At 35.4% G+C, this 23,709-nt stretch carries 27 protein-coding genes and 2 rRNA genes; 1 reads left to right on the top strand and 28 read right to left on the bottom strand.

What is annotated here, in order from left to right:
- Positions 1 to 24 precede the first annotated feature (24 nt).
- From pth to metG, 15 genes are all read right to left on the bottom strand, one after another.
- Positions 25 to 582 (bottom strand): aminoacyl-tRNA hydrolase, encoded by a 558-nt coding sequence (gene pth / locus D2K40_RS13230; protein ID WP_117156742.1) that lies wholly within the window; start codon positions 580 to 582, stop codon positions 25 to 27.
- Positions 583 to 725: 143 nt separating this feature from the next.
- Positions 726 to 1,355 (bottom strand): 50S ribosomal protein L25/general stress protein Ctc, encoded by a 630-nt coding sequence (locus D2K40_RS13225; RefSeq protein ID WP_117156740.1) that lies wholly within the window; start codon positions 1,353 to 1,355, stop codon positions 726 to 728.
- An 86-nt stretch (positions 1,356 to 1,441) separates the two neighbouring features.
- Positions 1,442 to 2,395 carry a ribose-phosphate diphosphokinase gene (locus tag D2K40_RS13220; protein ID WP_117156738.1) on the bottom strand — a complete coding sequence of 318 codons (954 nt, stop codon included), beginning with the start codon at positions 2,393 to 2,395 and terminating at the stop codon, positions 1,442 to 1,444.
- A 30-nt stretch (positions 2,396 to 2,425) separates the two neighbouring features.
- The gene (gene glmU / locus D2K40_RS13215) at positions 2,426 to 3,793 is read right to left on the bottom strand and encodes a bifunctional UDP-N-acetylglucosamine diphosphorylase/glucosamine-1-phosphate N-acetyltransferase GlmU (protein ID WP_117156736.1); all 1,368 of its coding nucleotides are present in this window, start codon (positions 3,791 to 3,793) and stop codon (positions 2,426 to 2,428) included.
- Positions 3,794 to 3,997: 204 nt separating this feature from the next.
- On the bottom strand, positions 3,998 to 4,294 hold the full coding sequence (spoVG, locus tag D2K40_RS13210) for a septation regulator SpoVG (protein WP_117156734.1): 297 nt from the start codon (positions 4,292 to 4,294) through the stop codon (positions 3,998 to 4,000).
- A 473-nt stretch (positions 4,295 to 4,767) separates the two neighbouring features.
- Positions 4,768 to 5,583 (bottom strand): pur operon repressor, encoded by an 816-nt coding sequence (gene purR / locus D2K40_RS13205; protein WP_117156732.1) that lies wholly within the window; start codon positions 5,581 to 5,583, stop codon positions 4,768 to 4,770.
- Positions 5,584 to 5,650: 67 nt separating this feature from the next.
- On the bottom strand, positions 5,651 to 6,508 hold the full coding sequence (ispE, locus tag D2K40_RS13200; protein WP_117156730.1) for a 4-(cytidine 5'-diphospho)-2-C-methyl-D-erythritol kinase: 858 nt from the start codon (positions 6,506 to 6,508) through the stop codon (positions 5,651 to 5,653).
- Positions 6,509 to 6,614: 106 nt separating this feature from the next.
- Complete coding sequence (locus tag D2K40_RS13195; protein ID WP_117156728.1) at positions 6,615 to 6,794, bottom strand: small, acid-soluble spore protein, alpha/beta type; 180 nt, start codon at positions 6,792 to 6,794, stop codon at positions 6,615 to 6,617.
- A gap of 147 nt (positions 6,795 to 6,941) precedes the next feature.
- Entirely contained in the window at positions 6,942 to 7,226 is a 285-nt protein-coding gene (gene veg, locus D2K40_RS13190; RefSeq protein WP_117156726.1) for a biofilm formation stimulator Veg, read from the bottom strand.
- Between the two features lie 205 nt (positions 7,227 to 7,431).
- A complete protein-coding gene (yabG, locus tag D2K40_RS13185) occupies positions 7,432 to 8,301 on the bottom strand; it encodes a sporulation peptidase YabG (RefSeq protein WP_117156724.1) in 870 nt (289 codons plus the stop codon).
- 97 nt (positions 8,302 to 8,398) lie between these two features.
- Positions 8,399 to 9,271 (bottom strand): 16S rRNA (adenine(1518)-N(6)/adenine(1519)-N(6))-dimethyltransferase RsmA, encoded by an 873-nt coding sequence (gene rsmA, locus D2K40_RS13180; RefSeq protein WP_117156721.1) that lies wholly within the window; start codon positions 9,269 to 9,271, stop codon positions 8,399 to 8,401.
- On the bottom strand, positions 9,264 to 9,824 hold the full coding sequence (gene rnmV / locus D2K40_RS13175; protein ID WP_117156719.1) for a ribonuclease M5: 561 nt from the start codon (positions 9,822 to 9,824) through the stop codon (positions 9,264 to 9,266). Before rnmV ends, rsmA begins: the two co-directional genes overlap by 8 nt.
- Positions 9,825 to 9,956: 132 nt before the next feature.
- A complete protein-coding gene (locus D2K40_RS13170; RefSeq protein ID WP_117156717.1) occupies positions 9,957 to 11,144 on the bottom strand; it encodes a G5 and 3D domain-containing protein in 1,188 nt (395 codons plus the stop codon).
- Between the two features lie 172 nt (positions 11,145 to 11,316).
- Positions 11,317 to 12,120 carry a TatD family hydrolase gene (locus tag D2K40_RS13165; protein ID WP_117156715.1) on the bottom strand — a complete coding sequence of 268 codons (804 nt, stop codon included), beginning with the start codon at positions 12,118 to 12,120 and terminating at the stop codon, positions 11,317 to 11,319.
- 73 nt (positions 12,121 to 12,193) lie between these two features.
- Positions 12,194 to 14,146, bottom strand: a complete 1,953-nt coding sequence (gene metG / locus D2K40_RS13160; protein ID WP_117156713.1) for a methionine--tRNA ligase — start codon at positions 14,144 to 14,146, stop codon at positions 12,194 to 12,196.
- A gap of 514 nt (positions 14,147 to 14,660) precedes the next feature.
- Between metG and D2K40_RS13155 the strand changes: the two genes are divergently transcribed.
- Entirely contained in the window at positions 14,661 to 14,945 is a 285-nt protein-coding gene (locus tag D2K40_RS13155; RefSeq protein WP_117156711.1) for an AbrB/MazE/SpoVT family DNA-binding domain-containing protein, read from the top strand.
- A 657-nt stretch (positions 14,946 to 15,602) separates the two neighbouring features.
- Here the strand turns inward: D2K40_RS13155 and rsmI are convergent.
- The 13 genes from rsmI to D2K40_RS13090 all read right to left on the bottom strand — a co-directional run.
- The gene (rsmI, locus tag D2K40_RS13150) at positions 15,603 to 16,478 is read right to left on the bottom strand and encodes a 16S rRNA (cytidine(1402)-2'-O)-methyltransferase (protein ID WP_117156709.1); all 876 of its coding nucleotides are present in this window, start codon (positions 16,476 to 16,478) and stop codon (positions 15,603 to 15,605) included.
- Positions 16,478 to 16,750 carry a GIY-YIG nuclease family protein gene (locus D2K40_RS13145; RefSeq protein ID WP_117156707.1) on the bottom strand — a complete coding sequence of 91 codons (273 nt, stop codon included), beginning with the start codon at positions 16,748 to 16,750 and terminating at the stop codon, positions 16,478 to 16,480. The genes rsmI and D2K40_RS13145 overlap by 1 nt, the downstream gene beginning before the upstream one ends.
- The gene (locus D2K40_RS13140; RefSeq protein WP_117156705.1) at positions 16,740 to 17,483 is read right to left on the bottom strand and encodes a tRNA1(Val) (adenine(37)-N6)-methyltransferase; all 744 of its coding nucleotides are present in this window, start codon (positions 17,481 to 17,483) and stop codon (positions 16,740 to 16,742) included. Before D2K40_RS13140 ends, D2K40_RS13145 begins: the two co-directional genes overlap by 11 nt.
- A gap of 124 nt (positions 17,484 to 17,607) precedes the next feature.
- Positions 17,608 to 17,958, bottom strand: a complete 351-nt coding sequence (gene yabA / locus D2K40_RS13135) for a DNA replication initiation control protein YabA (protein ID WP_117156703.1) — start codon at positions 17,956 to 17,958, stop codon at positions 17,608 to 17,610.
- Between the two features lie 15 nt (positions 17,959 to 17,973).
- Positions 17,974 to 18,801, bottom strand: a complete 828-nt coding sequence (locus D2K40_RS13130) for a PSP1 domain-containing protein (RefSeq protein WP_117156701.1) — start codon at positions 18,799 to 18,801, stop codon at positions 17,974 to 17,976.
- A 5-nt stretch (positions 18,802 to 18,806) separates the two neighbouring features.
- On the bottom strand, positions 18,807 to 19,793 hold the full coding sequence (holB, locus tag D2K40_RS13125; RefSeq protein WP_117156699.1) for a DNA polymerase III subunit delta': 987 nt from the start codon (positions 19,791 to 19,793) through the stop codon (positions 18,807 to 18,809).
- Positions 19,794 to 19,925: 132 nt separating this feature from the next.
- Positions 19,926 to 20,366: a YaaR family protein gene (locus D2K40_RS13120; protein ID WP_117156697.1), complete on the bottom strand. Its 441-nt coding sequence runs from the start codon at positions 20,364 to 20,366 to the stop codon at positions 19,926 to 19,928.
- A gap of 36 nt (positions 20,367 to 20,402) precedes the next feature.
- Positions 20,403 to 20,732, bottom strand: a complete 330-nt coding sequence (locus tag D2K40_RS13115) for a cyclic-di-AMP receptor (RefSeq protein ID WP_117156695.1) — start codon at positions 20,730 to 20,732, stop codon at positions 20,403 to 20,405.
- Positions 20,733 to 20,789: 57 nt separating this feature from the next.
- Entirely contained in the window at positions 20,790 to 21,431 is a 642-nt protein-coding gene (tmk, locus tag D2K40_RS13110; RefSeq protein WP_117156693.1) for a dTMP kinase, read from the bottom strand.
- A 2-nt stretch (positions 21,432 to 21,433) separates the two neighbouring features.
- Positions 21,434 to 22,876 (bottom strand): aminotransferase class I/II-fold pyridoxal phosphate-dependent enzyme, encoded by a 1,443-nt coding sequence (locus D2K40_RS13105; protein ID WP_117156691.1) that lies wholly within the window; start codon positions 22,874 to 22,876, stop codon positions 21,434 to 21,436.
- A 106-nt stretch (positions 22,877 to 22,982) separates the two neighbouring features.
- The gene (locus D2K40_RS13100) at positions 22,983 to 23,174 is read right to left on the bottom strand and encodes a sigma factor G inhibitor Gin (RefSeq protein ID WP_117156689.1); all 192 of its coding nucleotides are present in this window, start codon (positions 23,172 to 23,174) and stop codon (positions 22,983 to 22,985) included.
- A 226-nt stretch (positions 23,175 to 23,400) separates the two neighbouring features.
- Positions 23,401 to 23,516 (bottom strand): 5S ribosomal RNA (gene rrf / locus D2K40_RS13095).
- Between the two features lie 66 nt (positions 23,517 to 23,582).
- Positions 23,583 to 23,709 (bottom strand): 23S ribosomal RNA (locus tag D2K40_RS13090); the annotation flags it as partial.

Here is a 23,709-nt window from a genome sequence, read left to right as displayed (position 1 = left end):
ACATCCTATTCTATTGTATGACTACTAATTAAATTCATTCATTACTTCATGAAACGGCTTTTTCATCCATGATTCACAAGCATCTGCCGCTTTTTCAATACTATCTTTAACCATCAAAGCCTGTTCCTTATTAAACTTCCCTAGCACATGATCAACAACAGACATACCAGCAATTGGTCGATCGACCCCAACACGCAATCGATTAAAATCTTTTGTCCCTAAATGCTCTATAATCGATTTTATTCCGTTATGTCCACCATGTCCTCCTTTTTGACGTAGACGAATTTTTCCGGTAGGTAAGTCTAAATCATCATAAACAACAACAATATCTTTTTCCTCTAATTCATAATAGTCCATTAGCGGCTTTAACGATTCCCCTGACAAATTCATATAGGTTTGCGGCTCTAATAAAATAATTTTTTCTTGATTAACTGTCTCCATTGTATAATGACCATTAAACTTTTTTTTATTTAAATCCCATTCATTTCTTCTAGCGATTTCATCGATAACCATAAACCCAATATTATGACGTGTTTTTCTATATTTTCTTCCTGGATTACCTAATCCAACAATACATTTCATATTTGTTCACATTCCTTATATACAATTTCCAATCTATTCTTATTGTACTGATTTTCTATTAAAAAATAAAGCAACATTATAGAGCAATTATTTATACAAAGAAAGAAGCTTGGACTACTAAGGTCCAAGCTTTCTCTTCTAACTCATTCTTCTTCGTCATCTGACTTTTCATTTATTACTTCTGGCTCTTTATCTTCATCTTCGTCTGATTCTTCTACCGGCTCTGCATCTGGAGCAGATACTGTTACGATTGTTGTATTTTCATCTTCTAGAATTTCGTAGTTTTTACCCTCTTTTAAATCTGAAACCATGATACTGTCACCAACTGTTAATGCAGAAACATCAATTTTAATTTCTTCTGGAATATCAGCTGGTTTAGCACGCACAGCCAATTCATATAATGGTTGTTGCAAGACACCGCCCTCTTTAGTGCCTTCCGCTTCACCGTCTAAGTGAATAGCTACTGATACGTCCATCTCTTGTGACATATTAACAATATAGAAATCCGCATGGATTAACTCATCTTTAATTGGTTCAACTTGATATTCATGAAGCATTACATCTACAGATTGTCCTTCTACATCAAGTGAAATAATTGCGTTTTTACCCTCATCACGTACAGTTTTTAATAAATCAATGCTGTTAACGGAAACTGTTTGTGGCTCTTTATTATTTCCGTATATGACTGCTGGAATACGCCCTTCTTCTCTTATTTGTTTCGTATACGATTTCTGATAATCTTCTCTACGCTCTGCTTTTAGTTTTACTGCCATGTCCTTCAACCTCCAATAATTTTCACTACTGACTACTGTAGAACATATTTCCCTATTCCATACATCATTAAACCTATTTTTAAAAATTAATCAAATAAAACACTTACAGACAACTGTTCATGGACACGAATAATTGCTTCACTGATTAATGGTGCTACTGATAATGTAACAACTTTTTCTGATTGTTTCTCTTTTGATAACGAGATAGAATTTGTAACAACTAATTCTTTAATAGCTGAATTCCCAATCCGATCCATTGCAGGTCCTGATAAGACAGGATGTGTACAGCACGCATACACCTCTGTTGCACCATTTTCAATTAATGAGTCTGCAGCTAACGTAATTGTACCAGCTGTATCAATTATATCATCAATTAAAATAGCTGTTTTCCCTTGAACATTCCCAACAATGTTCATCACTTCCGCAACGTTAGGACGAGGTCGGCGTTTATCAATAATCGCAATTGGTGCTTTTAAGCGATCAGCTAATTGCCTTGCTCTTGATACACCGCCATGGTCTGGAGAGACAACAACTACATCCTCTAAGCCTTTTTCAATCCAGTAATCCGATAAAATAGGAACACCAACTAATTGGTCAACTGGGATATTAAAGAAACCTTGTATTTGTGGTGCGTGTAGATCTAGTGTAATTACACGTGATGCACCCGCTACTTGTAATATATCTGCTACTAGTTTAGCTGTAATTGGCTCTCGAGCTCTTGCCTTTCGATCTTGTCTTGCATATCCATAATACGGAATTACTACGTTAATCGTTTTAGCTGATGCACGTTTTAATGCATCAACCATTATTAATAGTTCCATAATATGCTGATTAACAGGACCACTAGTTGATTGTACCACGTAGACATCACACCCACGTACACTTTCCTCGATATTAATTTGAATTTCTCCGTCACTGAATGACGTAACAGAACATTCTCCTAATGGCACACCTATTTGGTCTGCAATCTCTTTTGCTAAATCCGGATTCGAATTTAGTGTAAAAACTTTCAAAAATGCATCTTGATATCCCGTTGACATTTAGTCAAACCTCCATTAGTGTTTTAAAATTTATTTTTTTATTTTCTTTGCATAGCCTGATTTATTTTCTTGTTTTGTTCGTGCAATTGATAATGCTTCTGCTGGCACATCTTTATTAATCGTAGAACCTGCCGCAACAAGAGCACCTTTACCAATTGTAACAGGAGCAATTAGATTCGCATTACAACCAATAAATGCTTCATCTTCAATTTTTGTCAGATATTTATTTTTACCATCATAGTTCACTGTAATTGTACCACAACCAACATTTACATTTTTTCCAATATCCGCATCCCCTATATAACTTAAGTGTGACACTTTACTAGCCTGTTGGATTTTAGTTTTCTTAATCTCAACAAAGTTTCCAATTTTGACCTCATCTTCAATCAATGCTTCCGGACGAATATGAGCAAAAGGGCCAATCTGGACACTACTCCCTATTTGGCTGTCTTTCGCAACACTTTGCTTTATAATAGTGTTTTTCCCAATTTGACAATTATTAATCTCTGTATACGGACCAATAATACTATCTGATCCAATAGTAGTTTCTCCCATAAGAATACATCCTGGTTCAATTACAACATCACTTTCAATCGCAACATCTGGACCAATGTATGTTTGATCAGGATCAATAATCGACACACCGTTTTTCATGTGTGCTGTATTAATTCTTTTCTTCATCAATTTTTCCGCTTTAGCTAGCGCGATACGATCATTAACACCAATTGTCTCATCAGCATCTTCAGTTTGATAAGCTGCAATCTTTTCACCAGATTGTTTAATAATTTCCATTACATCAGGTAAATAATATTCACCTTGCGCATTGTCATTTGACACTTGTTTTAAGGCTTGGAATAATGTTTGGTTATCAAAGCAGTATGTTCCTGTATTAATTTCATTTACAGCTAACTGCTCGGGAGAAGCATCTTTATGCTCGACAATTTTTGCAACGTCATCATTTAAATCTCTAATTACACGTCCATATCCACTAGGGTCTTGAATAGTTGTCGTAAGTACAGTTGCTTTAGCTTTAGTCTGCTTGTGATGATCAAACAGCGCTTGTAGGGTTTCTTTGGTTAGAAGTGGGGTGTCGCCACAGATAACAAGCGTATCACCCTCTGCATCCTGTAACAGTGATTCCGCTTGTTTTACAGCATGGCCCGTACCTAATTGTTCTTCCTGCGTTACAAAAATTGATTGATTTCCAACTTGATCTTTTACTTTTTCTGCCCCAAAACCAACCACAGTAATAATTTTCCCCAATTGTAATACTTCTAATTGATTTATTACGTGTTGTACCATTGGACGTTTCATTACAGGGTGTAAAACTTTATACAATTTAGATTTCATACGAGTCCCTTGTCCCGCCGCAAGTACAACAGCATATTTATTTGACATGAAGTATACCCTCCGTTCAATATGTATCTAGTTATAGTCAAAATTCTGTATTATATTAAAAATTTATATCCATTAACGAATATATCTTAAAACCCTCGCTATTTCAACACTGATAGACGACATTTCTATTCTTTCTCGTTTTTCAGAAAACAAAAAAGTCTAATCATCATAGATTAGACTCTCTCTGTCCCTTATTAAACACTTTTAGGACGCCCCTGCTCCTTCGTATTCCACTTCCACTTCTAACTCTTCTACCTGATGATACTGCGCTAATACAGCCTCTTGTATTTTCGAGCGCGTACCTGAATTGATTGGGTGCGCAATATCCCGAAACTCTCCATCGGGAGTCCGCTTTGAAGGCATTGCTACGAATAAACCATTGTTGCCGTCAATAACACGAATATCATGCACGACAAACTCCTGATCTAACGTAATAGAAGCAATTGCTCGCATTCTTCCCTCGGTATTCACGCGGCGTAATCTAACGTCTGTAACTTCCATTATGTTCACCACCTTTTCCCATAGAACTTATTAGGATAAATTCAACAAAAACATAGGAATTCCTGCTTATTTTTAAAAATTTTAAAAAATATTTTTTTATTTTTATGTAAGTTGCCAAAATTCCGCCACTATTGGAGGGAAACGTTTACATTAAGACGTGTTTTAACAGCATTTTTATACCAATTTAAGACAAAGATTGACCAGAAAAACTTTTATGAATTTTTATTTATTTTAAAAGTTTGTGCTAAGTTTTTATAAAATACGCATTAAGAACCTAAACCATTTAGTCAGCAAATGGATGACACTCGTTGAAAATACTAAACGATTTTCTGCGTGCCATGTCATTTCACTGAAGCATACCTTGTCTTGAGGCCCGACAAGGGTCATGCAGGCGTTGTCCGACAAGGTTACGTTACTAATTAATGCGCATTTTCTATCAACTAAGAATAAAAGTTATATTTATAAAATGACCTTTATTGATTAAAAAAGTTACCCTTATGAACTTCGATTTGTTGGTTGCGAACATCAACATTGGTAATTTGGACAAGTGATGTATATTCCTCTACTACACGCTCATCCTCTTCATCTTCCGCTTCTGCTAATACACCTATTGCCGCTACGTGCGCATCAAATTCCTTTAGCAGGTTCTTTATACCATCGATTGTTCCCCCTGCTTTCATGAAATCATCGATAACACAAACTGTAGAACCTTGTTTTAAACTACGTTTAGTTAATACCATTGTTTGAATTTTCCTTGTAGACCCTGAAACATAATTGATACTAACCGTAGATCCTTCTGTTATTTTCGGGTCACGTCTGACAATCACGACTGGAACATTTAGAAATGTTGCTACAGCATAAGCTAACGGTATCCCTTTAGTTGCAACGGTGACTATCGCTTCAATACCTAATGATGAAAATCGGCTTGCAAACAATCTACCTATTTCTCGTATTGTGTCTGGTTCTCCCAAGATATCACTCATAAATAAGTAACCACCTGGTAGTAATCGTTCTGGATCTTCTAAGCGACGACATAACATCTCAATAAATGTTTCACTTTTATCATTGGAAGATTGGGGTATGTAACGCACCCCTCCTGCTGCACCAGATACAGACTCTAAATAACCAATACCTTCTTCTTGAAACATTTTATTCATAATTGCTAAATCCTCACTTATCGATGATTTAGCTGCATTATATTGTTCTGAAAAAAATGGCAATGAAATCAACTGCATGGGATTTTCCAGAATATAATATGTCATTCCTATTAACCGGTCACTTCTTTTCATTTCCTACACCTCAAAAACCGAATATTTTGAAATAAATATAACATTATATACGTGTTTATTCAAGTCCTTACGAATATCCCAGTATGCGAACTACATATACTTCCTCACAAAAACCACGTAAGCTGTTATAAATGCGATCAGCCCTACTTTCTTGTTGAACAAGCGAGAACACAGTTGGACCGCTGCCACTCATCACAACCGCATCTGCACCAGATGATATCATTTTTTTCTTTATTTGTTGCACTTCTTGATGCATAGGCAAAGTAACCGACTCCAACACATTACCAAGTCTATTAATTAAACCTTTATAATTATTTGATTCTATGGCTTGAATCATCCCTTGAGTATCTGGATGGACTAGATCAGCTAAATTCAAGTGTTGATAAACGTTTTGAGTTGATACTCCCATATCTGGCTTTGCAAGCACTACCCAGCATGGAGGAGGTGCAGGTAATTCAGTAATTTTTTCTCCTTTTCCTTGAACAATTGCAGTGGAGTTGTACACACAAAACGATACATCAGATCCAATGTTTGAACCTAGTTCCGCAAGTTCACCTTTAGGTATTTGTAATGACCATAATCGATTCAAACCACGCAAAGTAGCAGCTGCATCACTACTCCCTCCTGCCAGACCTGAAGCAACAGGAATGTTTTTCTCGATTTTTATTTTAACACCTTTAGAGATTTGATAGGTGTCTTTTAACAACTTAGCTGCGCGATATGCAAGATTTCGTTCATCATTAGGAACAAAACGACTTTCTGATTCCATTTCTATTGTATCCGTATCAAGTTCCGTTAATTCTACGCGATCTGCCAAGTCTACTGTTGTCATAACCATTTCAATCTCATGATAACCATCTGGACGTTTACACAATACATCCAAGGACAAATTAATTTTAGCGGGAGCTTTTTCTAAAACATACATATACTTCACCTACTTTTTTCTTTAAGGTAATTCTTGTTAAATTTAACGTTTTTCACAGTTTATCCAATGATACCATACTATATATTAAAAAAAGAGACAAACCCTATTAGGATTTGCCTCTTGCTAATTGTTCTTCAGCCATTTCTACAGCTCGTTTTACCATATTTCCAGCATCTCTTGCTTTGATACCGCCCCAGCCTTCACTTTGAACGGTGTCGTAAAAACCTAATTCCTTGGCAATCTCTTCCTTTAATCGATCGGACATAATGCCTCGACGTCTGCTCATGTTAGAGACCGCTCCTTTCTGGTTTGAATAGGCCGACACTAATAGTATAAACAAGAAACTTCAAATAAACACAGTAAAATGAATGCAGGAATAGTATAATTATCTATCCTTAACAAAAAAATAAAAAAAGCAGCAAACTCTATATGTTTACTGCTCTCCTACTGCCATTGCCGGCGCTGTTGTTGCAATCGTTCTGTCTTCGATGAAGTTCAACTCTACTGTTGCTGTCAAAATATCTGCATAACTATAAGAAACTCGTTCAAATGCATTCTCCGCTTGATCCAAAGCGACAATGAATACCGCTGGATAAGTTTCAGCTAGCGTACCATAACGTTCTACTGTCTTTCTTCTTCCACCATTGGCCGTTAGCTTTAAACGTTTGCCAATCTGACCATCAAGACCTCGTTTGATTTCGACTAATGTTTTCACCAATATACTCCACCTCACTAAGAATAGTATACCATATGCTTGTATTAACGTCAATAAAATATTTTATTATAACAATATGATTAATCGTTTGTCAACATAATAATTTATTAACGATCCGTTAACACATATCTTTTCACAAAAGTGTAAAAATATGTACATAAAAACAAAGAATAGTTATTAACACCATTCCTTGTTTTTTTAACAACGTCTATTCTATATCAGATTCTTCAATATATGGCATCCCCGTCCGAAGTAAACCTCTTGTCTCTATTCCACCTAACCCTTTATCTCCAGTTAGTGTATTTCGTAATGCATCATGGACACTTACCTTATCCATAAAAGATGTATAAGCCACCTTTGCGGTTATATAAACTGGATCTAATGCATGTATATTAATACGTGATGGGGAACTAGCGAAATTGGCACCAGCTCGTATTAAAGATTCAAAATGTGATTGACAAGCACCTGCAAAAATAACTAATTGATCAACATTTGGCACGATTTTACGTGCTTCCCTAACAGTATCAACAAAATATTTTGAGTGGCGATAAGCTCTTAAGTCCTTTCTCTCGCCCTTGTTTCTTGAATAGGCATCATGACCTGTAATAACAATCATGTCTGGTTGAATTTTCGTAATTAAGTGCCCGATCTCTTGCGACATTTCTTTTTCATCAACATATAGTCCATGTACTTGCAAGCCAATTCGTTGGTAAAGATCAATACATTTCTTTAGATAAAGTCGATCACCATCTAAATGCAGTACGCGTGCAGGTAACTGAAAAAAGTTAGCTGGTTCTTGGTAACCAGAAGTCGATTCATAGGTACGCTTTTCCTTCATTAATTGATAATCTTGTCGAAAAAGACGGAATGAATAATCCTCTTTTTCTTTGTCCTTCATCCTGTGCTTTTCGACCTCTCGCTCATGAGCTTTCTTTAAATCCCCTAAATCGGCATCTGCTTCTAATCGAATATCCTCACCATGTAACACAGCTGTTCCATTTGTTACAGCAGTAATTCGAAATAATATGTCATGCTGATAAGAAATTCTTGTGACTAAATCACCAATCGTAAAAGACATTCGTTTTTTCACCTCATATCCACAGTCGAAATCGTTCCTAGGATAGCCTATGTAAAGATGAAAAACTTGTTCCTTAAGGATTGAACACAAGTTTCATTTAAGATGAAAATACGTTTGCCAAATTTGCAAATTCTTTAATTGTTAGAGATTCTCCTCTTCTAGTTCCATCTATTCCTGCTTCTTGTAATTTTAGTTCTAATGCCTCTTTTGTATACTTATCAGAAAAATATCGCACTAAATTATTGCGCAATGTTTTGCGACGTTGCGCAAAACATGCTTGAACTAAGTCAAAGAAAAACGCTTCATCAATAACATCGACTAAAGGCTTCTCACGAAGATTTAAATGTAGCACAGCAGAGTCAACGTTAGGCTGAGGCATAAATACCGTCTTTGGAACTTGCAAGACTACTGAAGCCTCTGTATAGTACTGAACAGCAATGGACAAAGAGCCATAACTTTTTGTATTTGGTACTGCAGCCATGCGCTCTGCGACTTCTTTTTGAATCATAACTGTCATGCTTGATAACGGCAATCGCGCAATTAATAGCTTCATTAGGATAGGAGTTGTTACATAGTAAGGTAAATTAGCTACTAGTTTTAATTTTTTTCCCTCATCAAAATGTTCGTTAATGATTTCGGAAACATCTGCTTCTAAAATATCTTGGTAGACAATTGTGATGTTACTATAATCCCCAAGTGTTTCCTCAAGAATTGGCGCGAGACGTTGGTCAATTTCAAAAGTGACCACTTGATCTGCCCGAAGAGCAATTTGCTCTGTTAGAGACCCCATTCCAGGTCCTATTTCAATAACACCTACATCCTCCGTTACGCCTGCCTTATCCAAGATATTCGTTAAAATGTTAACATCAATAATAAAATTTTGACCTAAACTCTTTTTAAATGAAAAACCATACTTATTTAAAATTTCTTTTGTTTTACTTGGAGTTGCGATTGCCTTTTGTTTAGTCATTCTTCTCCTCCTGTATAATAATCGCCATAGTTTCCTCAAATGTATCTTTTGTAATACGGAACATTTGCAATCGTTTTAATAGCTGTTTCCCATTCACATAACCAATACGTAATACCTCTGTTAGTTTCTGTCTTCTAGCTTTTGCACCAGGTCCTCCGATTAAACCAAAATCAAGAAGATCTTCTCTTGTTATTTCACTTCTATAACTGTCATCTAATTGATAAATATCTGAGAGTGCAGCTTTTATAGTAGCTAGAGATGCATGCTCTATTCCTATACCTTTATCCCTCTTTGCACGCGCCTCTGTTTTTGTTAAAAAAGCATGTTTACAACCAGGCACTGCATTTGAAACAATATGACGTATTCGTTGTCCAGGATAATCAGGGTCGGTAAAAATAATCACCCCACGCTTTTGTTGTGCATGTCTAATTTGATCAAGAATTCGATCATCAACCGCTGATCCATTTGTTTCTATTGTATCTGCATCAATTGCTTGTTTAATTTTTGCTGTATCATCTTTTCCTTCAACTACAATAACCTCTTTAATTTGCACCTTTTCTCCTCCATTATGGTCATTCCATTCGTATTCTAATTATAGTGTCTGAAACGAAAAAATGAAAGGAACTCTATGCGCAAAAAAAATAACACCTTAACCACTAAGGAAAAGGTGTTACATTTATAATTCTTATTCTAAAATTTTCACTTTAACATTTCTAACCCCAAACCTATAGGCTTCACTTTTGGTAGGTACATGTATATCTATTCTATTTCCCTTAATTGCACCACCAGTGTCACCAGCGATTGCATTACCATAACCTTCTACCCATACTTTTGTTCCTAGTGGAATAACATTAGGATCTACCGCGATTACTTTAGCATCTCGATCTTTATTTAAATTAATTCCTGTTCTTGTTATTCCCGAACAGCCAGTGCACTCAGCTGTGTAAGCTGTGGCCTTCATGTATAATGTTTTACCACTTATGTCATCCCCACTACGCGAAGCAAATTGTTGAATTTTCTTCGTTCCGACAGCCACAACACGTTTTTTACTCTCTTTTTTAACTTCTTCACTAACAAGTTTTCTTTCTACTTCTTCTCCATTTTCTAGCGTTACTTCATACTTCTTCTCAACTAAACCAGTTTCTCCGGCATCTACTACCTTTTTTTTGCCTTCTGTTAAATTATTATCCTTTTTAGTAACAGTAGAATAATCTATTTTCTCTTCAACGATATCCGTTACCTTTTCTACACGTGTTATTGTTACAGCAGTGTCTGAGGTAACATCAACAGTTTCTTCTGGTTCTAATCGATCTAACTCATTTAGTTCAATAGATTCTTGAGATAGTAAGTCAGATACGGTGTCTTCCGTGGTCCATACTTGTTTCTCATTTCCACCATCATTTATCGTTACTTGGACAGCTTTATCAAGCGTAATTTGCGTATCATCTTCAATAGCTGTTGATTCTTCAACCGACAAAACATCATGTTCACTTATAGCTATCTCTTTTTCCTCTAAGAATTCTTCCACTGTATCTTTTGTTGTACGATAGGTTTTTTCTTGATCACCAATTGTTAATACAATTTTATTTGCTTTTTTATATGTTATCGACATATCTGCTGTTATAATTTCATCAAAGTCATGTGAAAGTGCATCATGTTCTCCGACAGTTAAATCTAGTTCCTCTAATAAATCCGCCACTGTATCCGCATGTGTGTTTACTGTTTTCTTCTCCCCATCTTGGGTAATTGAAACTTCTATTTCTGTTGCTTCATATACTACAAATCCAACAAATAGAAACAACACTGCTACTGACAGAACAGAGATTACTACCTTTTTTTGAAACATTGGCAATAACTTCAAAAGGTTTTTCATGCTAACTTACCTCCTTCGGTATCCGCCGTTGTATTATATAAACAAGTTCTAGAGGTGTCAAATGATAATTTTTGTAGATAAAACGGCTTAAACCCTGATATATCAACCATTATAACCATTTTTTCTCTATTATTTCATCTTTATTAAAAAAAGGTTACATTTTTGAATTACGTCACAATTCCGTAATATTAGCATGTTTTACATCTTTTCCTTCTAAACCAAATAATCTAAAAGCATTTTGCTTAGTCGCTATTTCTATTTCACTTACTGTTACTTCTCGTAGTTCAGCTATTTTTTCAGCAACTAAAGCGACGTATGCTGGTTCATTTCGTTTGCCTCGATTAGGGTGAGGAGCTAAAAAAGGACAATCCGTTTCAATTAGCAAGCGATCTAATGGCACCATTTTTGCTACCTCTTTTGGTAAAGTTGCATTTTTAAATGTAACTGGACCGCCTAATGAAATGTAAAAGTTCATATCAAGACATGCATTAACATAATCAGTAGAGTCATTATAACAATGCATAATCCCCCCTATGTCAGCAGCGTTTTCTTCCTGTAAAATTGTAATAATGTCCTCTGTAGCTTCTCGATTATGAATTATAATTGGCAAGTTTACTTTACGCGCTAAGCGAATTTGTTTTCGGAAAACTTCTTTTTGTATATCTTTGGGCGACTTATCCCAATGGTAATCTAATCCCATTTCACCTAGTGCTACAACTTTAGGATGCGCACTTAATTCTTCTAGCCATGCCAACTCTTTTTCAGTGAAATCAACTGCATCAACTGGATGCCAGCCGACAGCAGCATAAAAATTCTCATACTCTTCTGCTAATGCAATTGCTTTTGGAATTGTTTCATGGTCAAATCCAACAACAACCATATTGGAGACACCAGCTTCTTCTGCCCTCCTAATTACTTCTTCGCGATCCTCATCAAATTGTCCTACATTTAAATGTACGTGCGTATCAAACAACATATGTCACATCTCCTTTTATTAAAAAGAAAAACGCCTATCTGTCTATCCCTGATAGGCGTTACCCATTTACTGATTACTTCACTACTGAACCGTTTGGTAATGCTTGTTCGACTGTTGCTAGAGAAAGGTTACCCTCTTGATCTTCTCCAGATAGAATCATACCCTGTGACAATTCGCCACGTAGTTTAACAGGTTTTAAATTCGTCACACAAATAACTTTTTTCTCAATCAATTCTTCCGGAGTATAGTGCTGTGCAATACCTGAAATGATTTGTCGTTTTTCAGTACCTAAGTCGATTTGTATTTTCAATAATTTATCTGCTTTCTTTACTTTTTCCACTTGAATAATTTCTGCTACACGTAAATCTAATTTCATAAAGTCATCATAGATAACTTCTTCTTTTACTTCTGGCTTCTTTGTTTCTTTCTTCGCAGGTTCTGGCTTTTTCATCATATCTTTAATCACTTTTGTTTCTTCTTCTACATCAAGACGAGGGAAAATCGCAGCTTTTTTCGTCACTTTTGTACCAGATTTAACAATATCTGTTTGGCTCAAAGTCTCCCATGCCTTATCATTATCGTTTTCAACCCCAATTTGTTCAAAGATACTTGTTGGTGTCTCCGTTAAAAATGGGCGTAAAAGTATAGCAATACGGCGAAGTGCATCAATTAAGTGTGCCATTACGTTACCAAGACGCTCTTTTGTCGCTTCATCTTTCGCCAAAATCCACGGCTGTGTTTCATCAATATATTTATTGGTACGACTTATATATTTCCAGATAGATGTAAGAGCAACACTGAACTCCATCTTATCCATAGACGATTCTACACTTTTAATCGTTTCTTGTGCTAGTGCTTCTAATTGTAGATCAAACTCATCTGTTCCAGTTTGAAACGCAGGAATCTCCCCATCAAAATACTTTTCAACCATAGCAACTGTACGGTTTAACAAATTCCCTAAATCATTTGCTAGGTCATAATTAACTCGCTCTACGAATCCTTCTGGTGTAAAGACTCCATCCGAACCAAATGGTACTTCTCGTAATAGATAATAACGAAGTGAATCTAAGCCATATCGATCTGTTAATGAGATAGGGTCAACAACATTCCCTTTTGATTTGGACATCTTTCCATCTTTCATTAAAATCCAGCCATGTGCAAATACTTGTTTTGGTAATGGTAAGTCAAGTGCCATTAACATAATTGGCCAATAGATCGTATGGAATCTAACAATTTCCTTACTCATTAAATGTACATCGGCTGGCCAATATTTTTGAAAGTTTCCATCATCATCTGTACCGTATCCTAATGCTGTAATGTAATTGGATAGAGCATCAATCCATACGTATATAACATGCTTCGGGTTTCCAGGTACTTGTATACCCCAGTCAAATGTTGTTCGCGATACAGCCAAGTCCTCTAAACCAGGCTTAATAAAATTATTAATCATTTCATTCTTACGACTTTCTGGTTGTATGAAATGTGGATTTTCATCATAAAACTTCATTAAACGATCAACATACTTACTCATTTTGAAAAAGTATGATTCTTCCTTCACTTTTTCAACTGGTCCACCACAATCAGGACAGTGCTGATTGTCTAATTGTCTTTCTGTGAAAAATGATTCACAAGACGTACAATACCAACCCTCGTACTGATCTAAATAAATATCACCTTGTTCCAATAGTTGAGCAAAAATCTTTTCAACTACTTCTTTATGCCTTGTTTCTGTTGTTCGAATAAAATCGACATAGGAAATGTCTAATTTATCCCATAACTTCTTAATCCCACTAACAATCTCATCGACATATGCTTGTGGTGTAACACCTTTTTCATCCGCTTTTTTTTGAATTTTTTGTCCGTGCTCATCTGTCCCTGTTAGATACATTACATCATAACCACGTAAACGTTTATAACGTGCCATTGCATCGCCTGCAACTGTTGTATACGCGTGACCAATATGTAGATTACCACTTGGATAATAAATTGGTGTCGTAATATAGAATGTGTTTTTTTCTTTTGGCATAATCCTTTACCTCCTGATCCAATCCATTTGTTCTCTATTATATCCTTTAATTTCAATCTCAAAAAGATTTAAGTAGTTTTATGTACATATTCAAAAAACGGCAAACCAAAAACAAGTAGAATGAACCAAATATTTTGTGATTTTTTGAACATCCTCTATATGTACTTTTCTATATTGTATCGGTTTTACACCTATATTTCCATCTATAATAGTTGTCAACTATTTAAAAAGTGTGAGTTTCGTTGAAACTATAACGAATTTTTCTAAAGTTTGTCAAGTTCTGTTCAATTTCCAATCAAAACAACCTGACTTTTTTGTCGAATTTTCTTTTTGGTCAAAATATAAATCGGTTTTTTCTCAAACCAGGAAAACACGCACCAAAAAGAATAATAAAAGATACATTTGTTTTAGCTTTTTCCTTAAAATAATAAAAAGCAATTGACACATATAGAAATTACTGGTATATTTTATGTAGGTAATGTCGAAATTTGACGGATTAACATTATAGGGGGAAATAAATATGAAATCTACTGGTATTGTTCGTAAAGTGGACGAATTAGGACGCGTAGTGATTCCAATTGAGCTTCGCCGTACATTAGGTATTAATGAAAAAGATGCATTAGAAATATATGTTGATGATGAGCGTATTATCTTACAGAAATATAAGCCAAGCATGACTTGTCAAGTAACTGGGGAAGTTTCTGATGATAACTTATCATTAGCTGGCGGTAAACTTGTATTAAGTCCTGAAGGGGCAAAAACGCTGATCGATGAAATTCAATCACAGTTAAACAAATAAGCAACAAACATATAGGTAGTAACTCAAAGAACCCTACACAAAATAAATTGTGTAAGGTTCTATTTTTTTAAAAAAGGTTATTTAATGCGCAATTTATATAGAATGCGTCGGAAAAATTTATCTTACTCGCTACGTCACCAGACGGTTTTGGTGGGACGAGTAATCGCAGTCCCAAAGGCTTTCCCTTTCCACGGGCAGGGCTTTATGATGGGGCGAGTAATCGCAGCCCCACGGCCTTAGCTAACTTAGTAAAGCAAAAAACGCTTTACTAAGTGGATCTTCGGCTCGCGCTGTTCCCGTAGGAGTGTCAAGCCTTTGCTTCCTCCGCTGGTTTGCGTATTACTTTGGATAAAGATTTAAGACATAAAAACGTAGTAACATGTCTGTGCTTTGCTTTCTAATCTTTGTAAATAACTAATTATTTATTTTTATACTATCTAGCGTATCAAATGAAATTGACGACACTCCTGCAGGAACAGCACGGGCCGAAAATCCATTTTTAGAAGTGCTCTTCTTCTAAAAATTAGTTGAGGCCGTGCCTGCGGAAAGGGAGCCAATTTCATTTGAGTAGCGGGTTAGTACTAGTAACTCACGCTACTAGTTATTACGCATCATATATCAAGTCCGAATGTTTACGAAAAGAGCCTAGAAATAAATCTAATTAACATGATACGCTTGATAAACTTCTCGTTTTGGGATGTTTCGTTCACTGGAAACTTGCTTTATTGCATCCTTGCTACTTATTTGCTCATTCTGAATAAGGGATTCTACATGTTCAACAATTGATAATTCTTCCCACCAATTTTTCTCCTCTAAATCATCTGCATTATCGTTCCCCTCGATTACAATGCAAAATTCCCCTTTTACCATTCCCGTTTCTAACCATTCTTGAACTTCATGTACAGATCCTCGAATATACTCTTCAAACCGCTTTGTTAATTCCCGTGCTATACTTACCTGTCTATTACCTAAATTCTCTTTAATATCTTGTAATGTCTCCGCTAATCGATAGGGTGATTCATATAATAAAATTGTATCTGGTATGCGATTTAAAAAATCAAATGCATATTTCCGGTCCTTGTTCTTTCTTGGTAAAAAACCATAAAAATAGAAATGTGTTGTATCTAAACCTGAACCTACTAATGCACATAATGCAGCATTTGCACCAGGTAAAACAACGACTGCAATTTGATCACGCACAGCAGCCTGCACTATTTGATTGCCAGGATCCGATATTGCTGGCATTCCCGCATCACTAACTAATGCAACATCATTACCTTCTTTTAATTTATCCAACAACATTGATTCACGTTGGCTTTGATTATGTTCGTGATAACTAATCAGTGACTGTGTTATTTCAAAATGATTAAGTAATTTTTTTGTGTTTCTTGTATCTTCTGCCGCAATTATATCTACAGACTTCAATGTATTTAATGAACGAATTGTAATATCTTCAAGATTTCCAATTGGTGTTGGCACAATAAACAATGTACCATGCTCAGTTGTTTGATCAAAACTTTTTTGACTATACATTATTCCACTCCTTTCTTGTTAGCTGTTATTACTTGTAATTTTTCTACTTTCTTTAGTTGCTTTAATCGATACTCCGCCTGCATTGCTTCTTGTTTCGTACCATAAACTTGATGATACTTTAATTGAAAAGGACCTCGGCCTCGGGTATACTTTGCTCCTTTTCCTGCCTCATGTTTTGCTATCCGCTTTTTAAGATTATTGGTATAGCCAGTATATAATGTGCCATCACTACATTCTAATACGTAGACAACATGCTGTTTATTAGTTTCCATAGATGATTCCTCTAAGCTCATTTGAATAATTTCCTTGTTGATCAAAGGCATATAAGGGAGACAATATTTTTAAATCTGGACTTCCATCACGAACTGCTTCAATTAATAAAATATTCGCTTCTTTTCCTTCCTTTGGATAAACAAGCCTCATCCGTTTAGGCTCAAGTTTATACCTTTTACATAATGTAAGGATTTCAACTAAGCGATTAGGCCGATGCACCATCGTTACTTTCCCACCTGATTTAACAAGATTGCTGCATGATGAAATAACTTCATCTAGGGTGCAATAAACTTCATGTCGTGCAATTGTTAAATAATCATTTTTATTATGATGTGCTTCATTATCTGTTTTAAAATAAGGCGGATTTACTGTAACCGCATCAAATTTATTATTACCAAATCGAGCAGGCATATCTTTTAAATCACCATGGATTAAATTAATTTGGTCCTCTCGATGATTAAAAGCAACACTTCTCTTCGCCATATCATAAAGACGTGATTGTAGCTCCACACCTGTGATATGAGCCTGTGATCGCTTACTTAACAATAACGGAACCACCCCATTACCTGTACAAAGATCAAGTATTTTACCTCTTTTTAATGGGATCCTTGAAAAATCTGCCAACAAAACGGCATCTATTGAAAATGAAAATACACTTGGGCTTTGAATTATTTGCATCGATTCATCAGCTATTAAATAATCAAGGCGCTCATCATCTTTTAATTCAACCATCTTACTACTCCTTATTATCCTAGCAAAAGAGGACTGACATTTTTAGGTTCTCACAACCCTTAAAAGATCAGTCCTCTTCCCCTAATTTTAGTTCAAGTATTTGGGTGCAATTACGTTATACTGCTTATTTTGTTTTATTTAAAAATAATAAACAAAACAAACAATCTTCATCCTGACGTGGACTACCAAAATGCACATTACAAATATGGAATCCCTCTTCGTATAACCTAGCTAAATTATCGTAGCCTTCTCCTATCGATGCATCATCTTTATCTACTGTATCACCTGAGGTGGCTTCATTTTGTTCTGTATCTTTATCTAAACGGTTACGCAGATGATGATTCTCAATAGATAAACGGTGATTTTCCTCTAATAACTCACTCATATGATTTTTCAAATCACCTAATTGTTGATAGAGTTGTCCGATTTGCTCTTCCATATAAGATACTTGTTCAAAAACCTCTTTTTTATTCAAGTTACCTCCACCCCATTATTCCGTGGCTTCTGTATGAATAACTCCCTCATCGATTAGTTCATCTAACGTATACTCAATGACTCTTTCTTTTTCGGGAATCTCTATTTGAATCATACGCTCAAGGATATTTAAGCCTACTACTTTGCCTCTACCATAAGGTGTTGTGATCGATTTCCCTAAATCAGGTAATTGTTTTTTTGCCGTCTCGTAATCATCGTTCTCATATTTAAGGCAACACATCAGACGACCACATAAACCGGAAATTTTCGCAGGATTTAATGATAAATTTTGATCTTTGGCCATCTTAATTGAAACAGGCTCAAAGTCACCTAAGAAAGTAGAACAACATAACATTCGGCCACAAGGACCAATTCCTCCTAATAACTTAGCTTCATCTCGAACACCTATCTGACGAAGTTCAATTCTCGTCTTAAATACTGATGCTAAATCTTTAACAAGATCACGAAAGTCCACACGACCATCTGCTGTAAAATAGAAAATTACTTTATTTCGATCAAATGTATACTCAACATCAACAAGATTCATATCCAAGTCGTGCTCTTTAATTTTTGCATCACATACTTGATAAGCTTCTGTTGCATTCTCCTGATTCTCAGCTATAAGTAATTTATCTTTATCTGTAGCAATTCGAACCATTTTCTTTAGAGGAAGAACTACATCCTCTTCATCGACTTGCTTATTAGCAATAACAACTTTACCAAACTCTACTCCTCTAATGGTTTCGACAATGACATATTCATCTTTGTCAATTATAACCCCTACAGGATCAAAATAATATATTTTACCCGCTTTTTTAAAGCGAACACCAATAACTTCTACCATTCTTTTCACCTCTGCATTTGCAGTGTTAGTTGCTCCATCACTAATGTCGGATGAACATTTTGCTCCAAATGCTTCTTTGCCCCCATAATAGAATAAAGAATTGCTGTTGTATCCTGATTTGACCAGTACATCGAGCCTTTTTCCACTTCTTCTCGATATGCTATAAAGATAATACTCTCTTCTTTGTCAATATGGGTATACATAACATCTTTATACCATAATAATAGTAAATCAAGACCAAGCTGTAATTGCTCTCGATTTGCAAAATGAAGCATCCACTGCTTTTGAACAAATAGTAATACTTCTTCTGAATTAGTTTGGAGCATGCCAGTTAATTGTACCACTAACTTTCTCGCCTGCGCAAACCACTCATCCTGATTCAGCAGATTTGCTTCATCTATCTGTTGCGTTAAAGCAGCAAACAAACGCGCATTCGCTTCTGTTATTCCTTGTTCTTGTAACTTCCCTTGCATTTGCTCTGAATTCAATGGTTGTAAAGACATAATTTGACACCTAGATCGGATCGTATCTAGCATTGCTTCACCATTTGCTGTTAAAAGAATAGCTGTCGTTTTTTTATTTGGTTCCTCTAAAAATTTTAATAAACGATTTGCGGCATTTGTTGTCATTTTATCAGCATCTACAATGATGTATACTTTTTGATTAGATTCTAAGCCTGTATATGTGAATTCTTTTTGCAAATGTAAAATTTGTTCTTTTTTTATTGAGGCGCCATCTGGAATTAACTTATGCACATCTGGGTGATTTCCCGATGTGATACGAATACAGTCCTTACAAGTTTGACAAGGCTCGCCTTCTTCTTTAAATTGACAAAAAATACTTTTTGCTAGAAGTAAGCTCATTTCTTCTTTGCCTGTCCCTTTTTGCCCTTGAAATAAATAAGCGTGCGCAACCCGATTGCGTTTAATCATATTTGTTATCATTTTTGTAACAATTGGTTGCGTATTGGCAATGTCTTTCCATGTTTTCATTTATATACGCCCTTTATCTTAAGAAATTCCTTTTGATATTTCTTTTTCGAAAAAAAGAGCGAAATTCTATATGAATTTCAACTCTTACTCTGAAACTATTTTAGCATGTTTTATTCTCTCATAACTAGCTGTTTAAGAATATAAATTAATTAATAGTCCTTTAATTTCACCAATCAAATCCAATATCCCAATTGAGCGTTTCTCTTGCTCTAAAACTACCTCAGTTAATGCAACTAATTTTTCATCTATTTCTTCTACAACTGTCAATTTTCTGCTATTTCCTTGAAAGTTAAAGCTGTGTGAATGTTTTAAATCTAACCCATAATTGACTGCCTCTTTAATAAAATCCTTAACTAATCTTTTATACTTCGCTAAATCCTTAAAAGAGCGATAACGAGCCAATCGTTCTCCTTGTAACGTAATACCTTTCATCAATTCCTCTAGCTGATGAACCTGTAATTTCTGTGTCTGTGAAGTTACTATTGAATCAAAGCTTTTTCCGTTTTTTTGTTGTGTAACAGTATGGGCTTTAGCAGCTTCTACTTGTAAACGCATTTCTTGATTAATCTTCACTTTATAAGTGCTCCCTTATAAAAAAGTGTTATTTCCTTAGAATTGAAAGAAAGAGTCAACTGGTAGTACAAAAACCGTTGCACCGCCAACTTCTACATTAATTGGTTTCGGTATATAAGAATCGGCATTTCCACCCATTGGTGAGATAGGAGCTACCATTTGTTCTCTCTGGCTACAATTATCTCGTATAATATCCAGTGCTTCATCGACCGATTCATCGTTACAACCAATCATTAACGTTGTATTTCCTTCCTTTAAAAAACCACCTGTAGTAGAAAGCTTAGTCGTTTTGAAGTCTTTCCCACTTAATGCATCTGCTAAGCGATTACTATCCTTATCTTGTAAAACTGCTAGAATTAATTTCATTTTTTTCGCCTCCTGAATTTTAAACAGAAACTCATCTATCTTAAAGGCATTTCCAAATCAACTGAATCGATTGGACTCGATCTTTGCCTGTAATATCTGATATGTTGAATCTACTACCTCTTCTAGTACAGGTGTAGCATCAACACATTTTATTCGATCAGGAAATCGATTAATTAACAGTTGATAAGCTTGATAAACTTCCTCATGAAATGATAATTTCTCTAAATCTAACCGATTTTGCTCACGATTTTGATTTGCAGCAATGCGCTTTAATCCATCTTCTGGTTTAATATCAAAAAATAATGTCACATCAGGCATTGCTTGATCGATTGCAAATTGATTCATTTGATAAACTTCCTCTATGCCAAGTCCTCGTGCATATCCTTGATAAGCTAAACTACTATCGATAAAACGATCACATAGAACGATCTTATTTGATTCTAATGCCGGAAAAACTTTTTCAACTAAGTGTTGTCGTCTTGCCGCAGCATATAATAAAGCTTCTGTTCTTGCATCCATTGCTGTATGGGCAGGGTCTAAAATAATATTTCTTATCTTTTCTGCAATTTCAATTCCACCAGGTTCCCTAGTTGTTACGACATCATAGCCGGCTTGTTTTAAACGACTAGAAACCTTTTGTAAGACTGAAGTTTTTCCTGCACCTTCCCCGCCTTCAAATGTTACAAAATATCCACTCACACTCATTCTCCTTTAAAAACACGCATACCTTCTTGTATATTGTCTTGTTGAAAATTTATTTGTTGTTCTAATAAATAGTGTATTACTTTAATATGATGCTCTGTGATTCTTTCACCTTTTACTACTATTGGTATTCCAGGTGGGTATGGAGTAATAGCTTCTGCAGCTACTTTTCCAATTATTTGACTCCACTTCATGAATATTATTTCTTTCGGCTCCATTTCTCCATAGGAATAAGCAAGTACTGTCGTCACCTCAGGAAAAATGGGTTGCTTTGATTCTATTGTAGCATGTTTACTAGAGAATTTTAATTGCCTTGTAACCTTTTCTACAACTTTTTCTAATCGTTTCCAATCATCAAAGAACTTCAGACCATGAATAAATAAGATTTGTTTCTCTGTTCGCATTTCAGGAAAAACCCCCTCAGATTCAAACAGTGCTGCTATTGAATGGGCAGAATAACCTGGCTTTGCATTTAAAGTAATTTTCAAAGGATCATCTCTTTCTTTTTGAATCGGAATTAGATCCCACTTATTACTCTTTGAGAAAACATGACGCATTTGTTCTATACTATTCAGAGTCAACTGAATGTTCTCCTTTGTTTGCATTGCTAAAAAGTAACGTGCTAAGTCTAGACTTGCCATCAAAGGGTATGAGGGGCTACTTGATTGTAGCATTTGTAGATAATGTTCTATTTTTTCACTTGGGATATATGATGATTTTATATGTAAAAAAGCTGTCATTGTCATAGCTGGTGCCATTTTATGTGCAGATTGTATAACTAGATCAGCACCTAATTCAAGTGCCGACATCGGAAACACCTTTGCATCAATTGAGAAATGGACACCATGTGCTTCATCAACCAATACTGGGATTTTGTATTGGTGAGCTGTATTAATAACTGATTTAATATCAGATGTATGCCCAAAATAATCAGGGTAAGTCAGTATAATTGCTTTTGCATCAGGATGGTTATGAATTGCTTGTTTCAGTTGTTCTATAGATGGAGCGGTATATCGTTTTACTTGTTGATCAAATTCCGGCGATACAAAAACAGGACGCGCACCACTCAACTCTAGACCATTTAAAATAGATTTATGACTATTCCTTTGTACAATTACTTTTTCACCTCTATTACATGTTGCCAATATCATCGCTAAATTGCCTACTGTACTTCCATTTACTAAAAAGTAACTATAATCAGATCTAAACCAATCCCTTGCTAAACATTGCGCTTCAGCAATTACATCATTCGGTGCATGTAGGTCATCTAATCCTGTTAATTCCGTCAAATCTAATCTTAGAATATCGTTAAAATATCTCCTTCCTTCTTTCGGAAAAATCAATCCATTCTTATGACCAGGCACATGGAAGGAAAGTGGTTGATCCTGTGTGAATTGTTTTAATCTATTAAATAATGGTGTATTCTGTTGCTGTTTATCCATTAAAGTTTCATCCTTTATATTTAATACCTTTATTATAACAACAGATTATTACGAAATGAAAAAAATCTCGTACCTTTGAAAAAGAATACAAGATTTCAATAAAATACTATGAATATGAAGTTGAGTGATTCAACCTTTTTAATTTTTCTACAAAATAGGCATATGATGGATCCTCAGGTTCTGTTTGAACTATCTTTTGTTCACATTGCGAACAAATAAATAGATTGTAAACATTTATTCCCTTATCTCTTTGGTTATCACAGACCACGCATGTCTGTTTACTTATCAACTCTACCATTTCTCCACCTCCGTTAAAATTAGCATCTCCTAATCTAACGATTTTATACACTATTTATGAAACAATTCGATCTATCTTATAACTCTATTAAGCTATTGAAGGATTAGTCGTGACTCTAGAAATTACATTCTTAGGCAAGTTTCTTCCCTAGCCAACATATTTTATTTATCAAATAATAACAGAAAAAAACATCTAATACATAATTGTAATAGATGTTTTACAGTTTGCTTAGCGACGTCCTACTCTCGCAGGGGCAAAGCCCCAACTACCATGGGCGCTGAAGAGCTTAACTACTGTGTTCGGCATGGGAACAGGTGTGACCTCTTCGCTATTGTCACTAAATCAAGGTTTTTGAAGGTTTGTACCTTCAAAACTAGATAAGAAGTACAACAAGACAACATAAAATTAATAGTTAAGTCCTCGATCTATTAGTATTCGTCAGCTACACGTGTCACCACGCTTCCACCTCGAACCTATCAACCTCATCGTCTCTGAGGGATCTTACTCTAAATGATGAGAAGTCTCATCTTGAGGG

Source organism: Paraliobacillus quinghaiensis (assembly GCF_003426025.1).
Taxonomy (GTDB): Bacteria; Bacillota; Bacilli; order Bacillales; family Amphibacillaceae; genus Paraliobacillus_A; species Paraliobacillus_A quinghaiensis.
This window is presented reverse-complemented; position numbering and strand designations above follow the sequence as displayed.

Excerpts from the sequence above, each read along its gene's own strand:
- pth (WP_117156742.1), bottom strand. The coding sequence starts at position 582 with ATGAAATGTATTGTTGGATTAGGTAATCCAGGAAGAAAATATAGAAAA.
- D2K40_RS13225 (WP_117156740.1), bottom strand. The coding sequence starts at position 1,355 with ATGGCAGTAAAACTAAAAGCAGAGCGTAGAGAAGATTATCAGAAATCG.
- D2K40_RS13220 (WP_117156738.1), bottom strand. The coding sequence starts at position 2,395 with ATGTCAACGGGATATCAAGATGCATTTTTGAAAGTTTTTACACTAAAT.
- glmU (WP_117156736.1), bottom strand. The coding sequence starts at position 3,793 with ATGTCAAATAAATATGCTGTTGTACTTGCGGCGGGACAAGGGACTCGT.
- spoVG (WP_117156734.1), bottom strand. The coding sequence starts at position 4,294 with ATGGAAGTTACAGACGTTAGATTACGCCGCGTGAATACCGAGGGAAGA.
- purR (WP_117156732.1), bottom strand. The coding sequence starts at position 5,583 with ATGAAAAGAAGTGACCGGTTAATAGGAATGACATATTATATTCTGGAA.
- ispE (WP_117156730.1), bottom strand. The coding sequence starts at position 6,508 with ATGTATGTTTTAGAAAAAGCTCCCGCTAAAATTAATTTGTCCTTGGAT.
- D2K40_RS13195 (WP_117156728.1), bottom strand. The coding sequence starts at position 6,794 with ATGAGCAGACGTCGAGGCATTATGTCCGATCGATTAAAGGAAGAGATT.
- yabG (WP_117156724.1), bottom strand. The coding sequence starts at position 8,301 with ATGTCTTTTACGATTGGTGATTTAGTCACAAGAATTTCTTATCAGCAT.
- rsmA (WP_117156721.1), bottom strand. The coding sequence starts at position 9,271 with ATGACTAAACAAAAGGCAATCGCAACTCCAAGTAAAACAAAAGAAATT.
- D2K40_RS13170 (WP_117156717.1), bottom strand. The coding sequence starts at position 11,144 with ATGAAAAACCTTTTGAAGTTATTGCCAATGTTTCAAAAAAAGGTAGTA.
- D2K40_RS13165 (WP_117156715.1), bottom strand. The coding sequence starts at position 12,120 with ATGTTGTTTGATACGCACGTACATTTAAATGTAGGACAATTTGATGAG.
- metG (WP_117156713.1), bottom strand. The coding sequence starts at position 14,146 with ATGCCAAAAGAAAAAAACACATTCTATATTACGACACCAATTTATTAT.
- rsmI (WP_117156709.1), bottom strand. The coding sequence starts at position 16,478 with ATGTATAGTCAAAAAAGTTTTGATCAAACAACTGAGCATGGTACATTG.
- D2K40_RS13145 (WP_117156707.1), bottom strand. The coding sequence starts at position 16,750 with ATGGAAACTAATAAACAGCATGTTGTCTACGTATTAGAATGTAGTGAT.
- D2K40_RS13140 (WP_117156705.1), bottom strand. The coding sequence starts at position 17,483 with ATGGTTGAATTAAAAGATGATGAGCGCCTTGATTATTTAATAGCTGAT.
- D2K40_RS13130 (WP_117156701.1), bottom strand. The coding sequence starts at position 18,801 with ATGGTAGAAGTTATTGGTGTTCGCTTTAAAAAAGCGGGTAAAATATAT.
- holB (WP_117156699.1), bottom strand. The coding sequence starts at position 19,793 with ATGAAAACATGGAAAGACATTGCCAATACGCAACCAATTGTTACAAAA.
- D2K40_RS13115 (WP_117156695.1), bottom strand. The coding sequence starts at position 20,732 with ATGAAATTAATTCTAGCAGTTTTACAAGATAAGGATAGTAATCGCTTA.
- D2K40_RS13105 (WP_117156691.1), bottom strand. The coding sequence starts at position 22,876 with ATGGATAAACAGCAACAGAATACACCATTATTTAATAGATTAAAACAA.
- D2K40_RS13100 (WP_117156689.1), bottom strand. The coding sequence starts at position 23,174 with ATGGTAGAGTTGATAAGTAAACAGACATGCGTGGTCTGTGATAACCAA.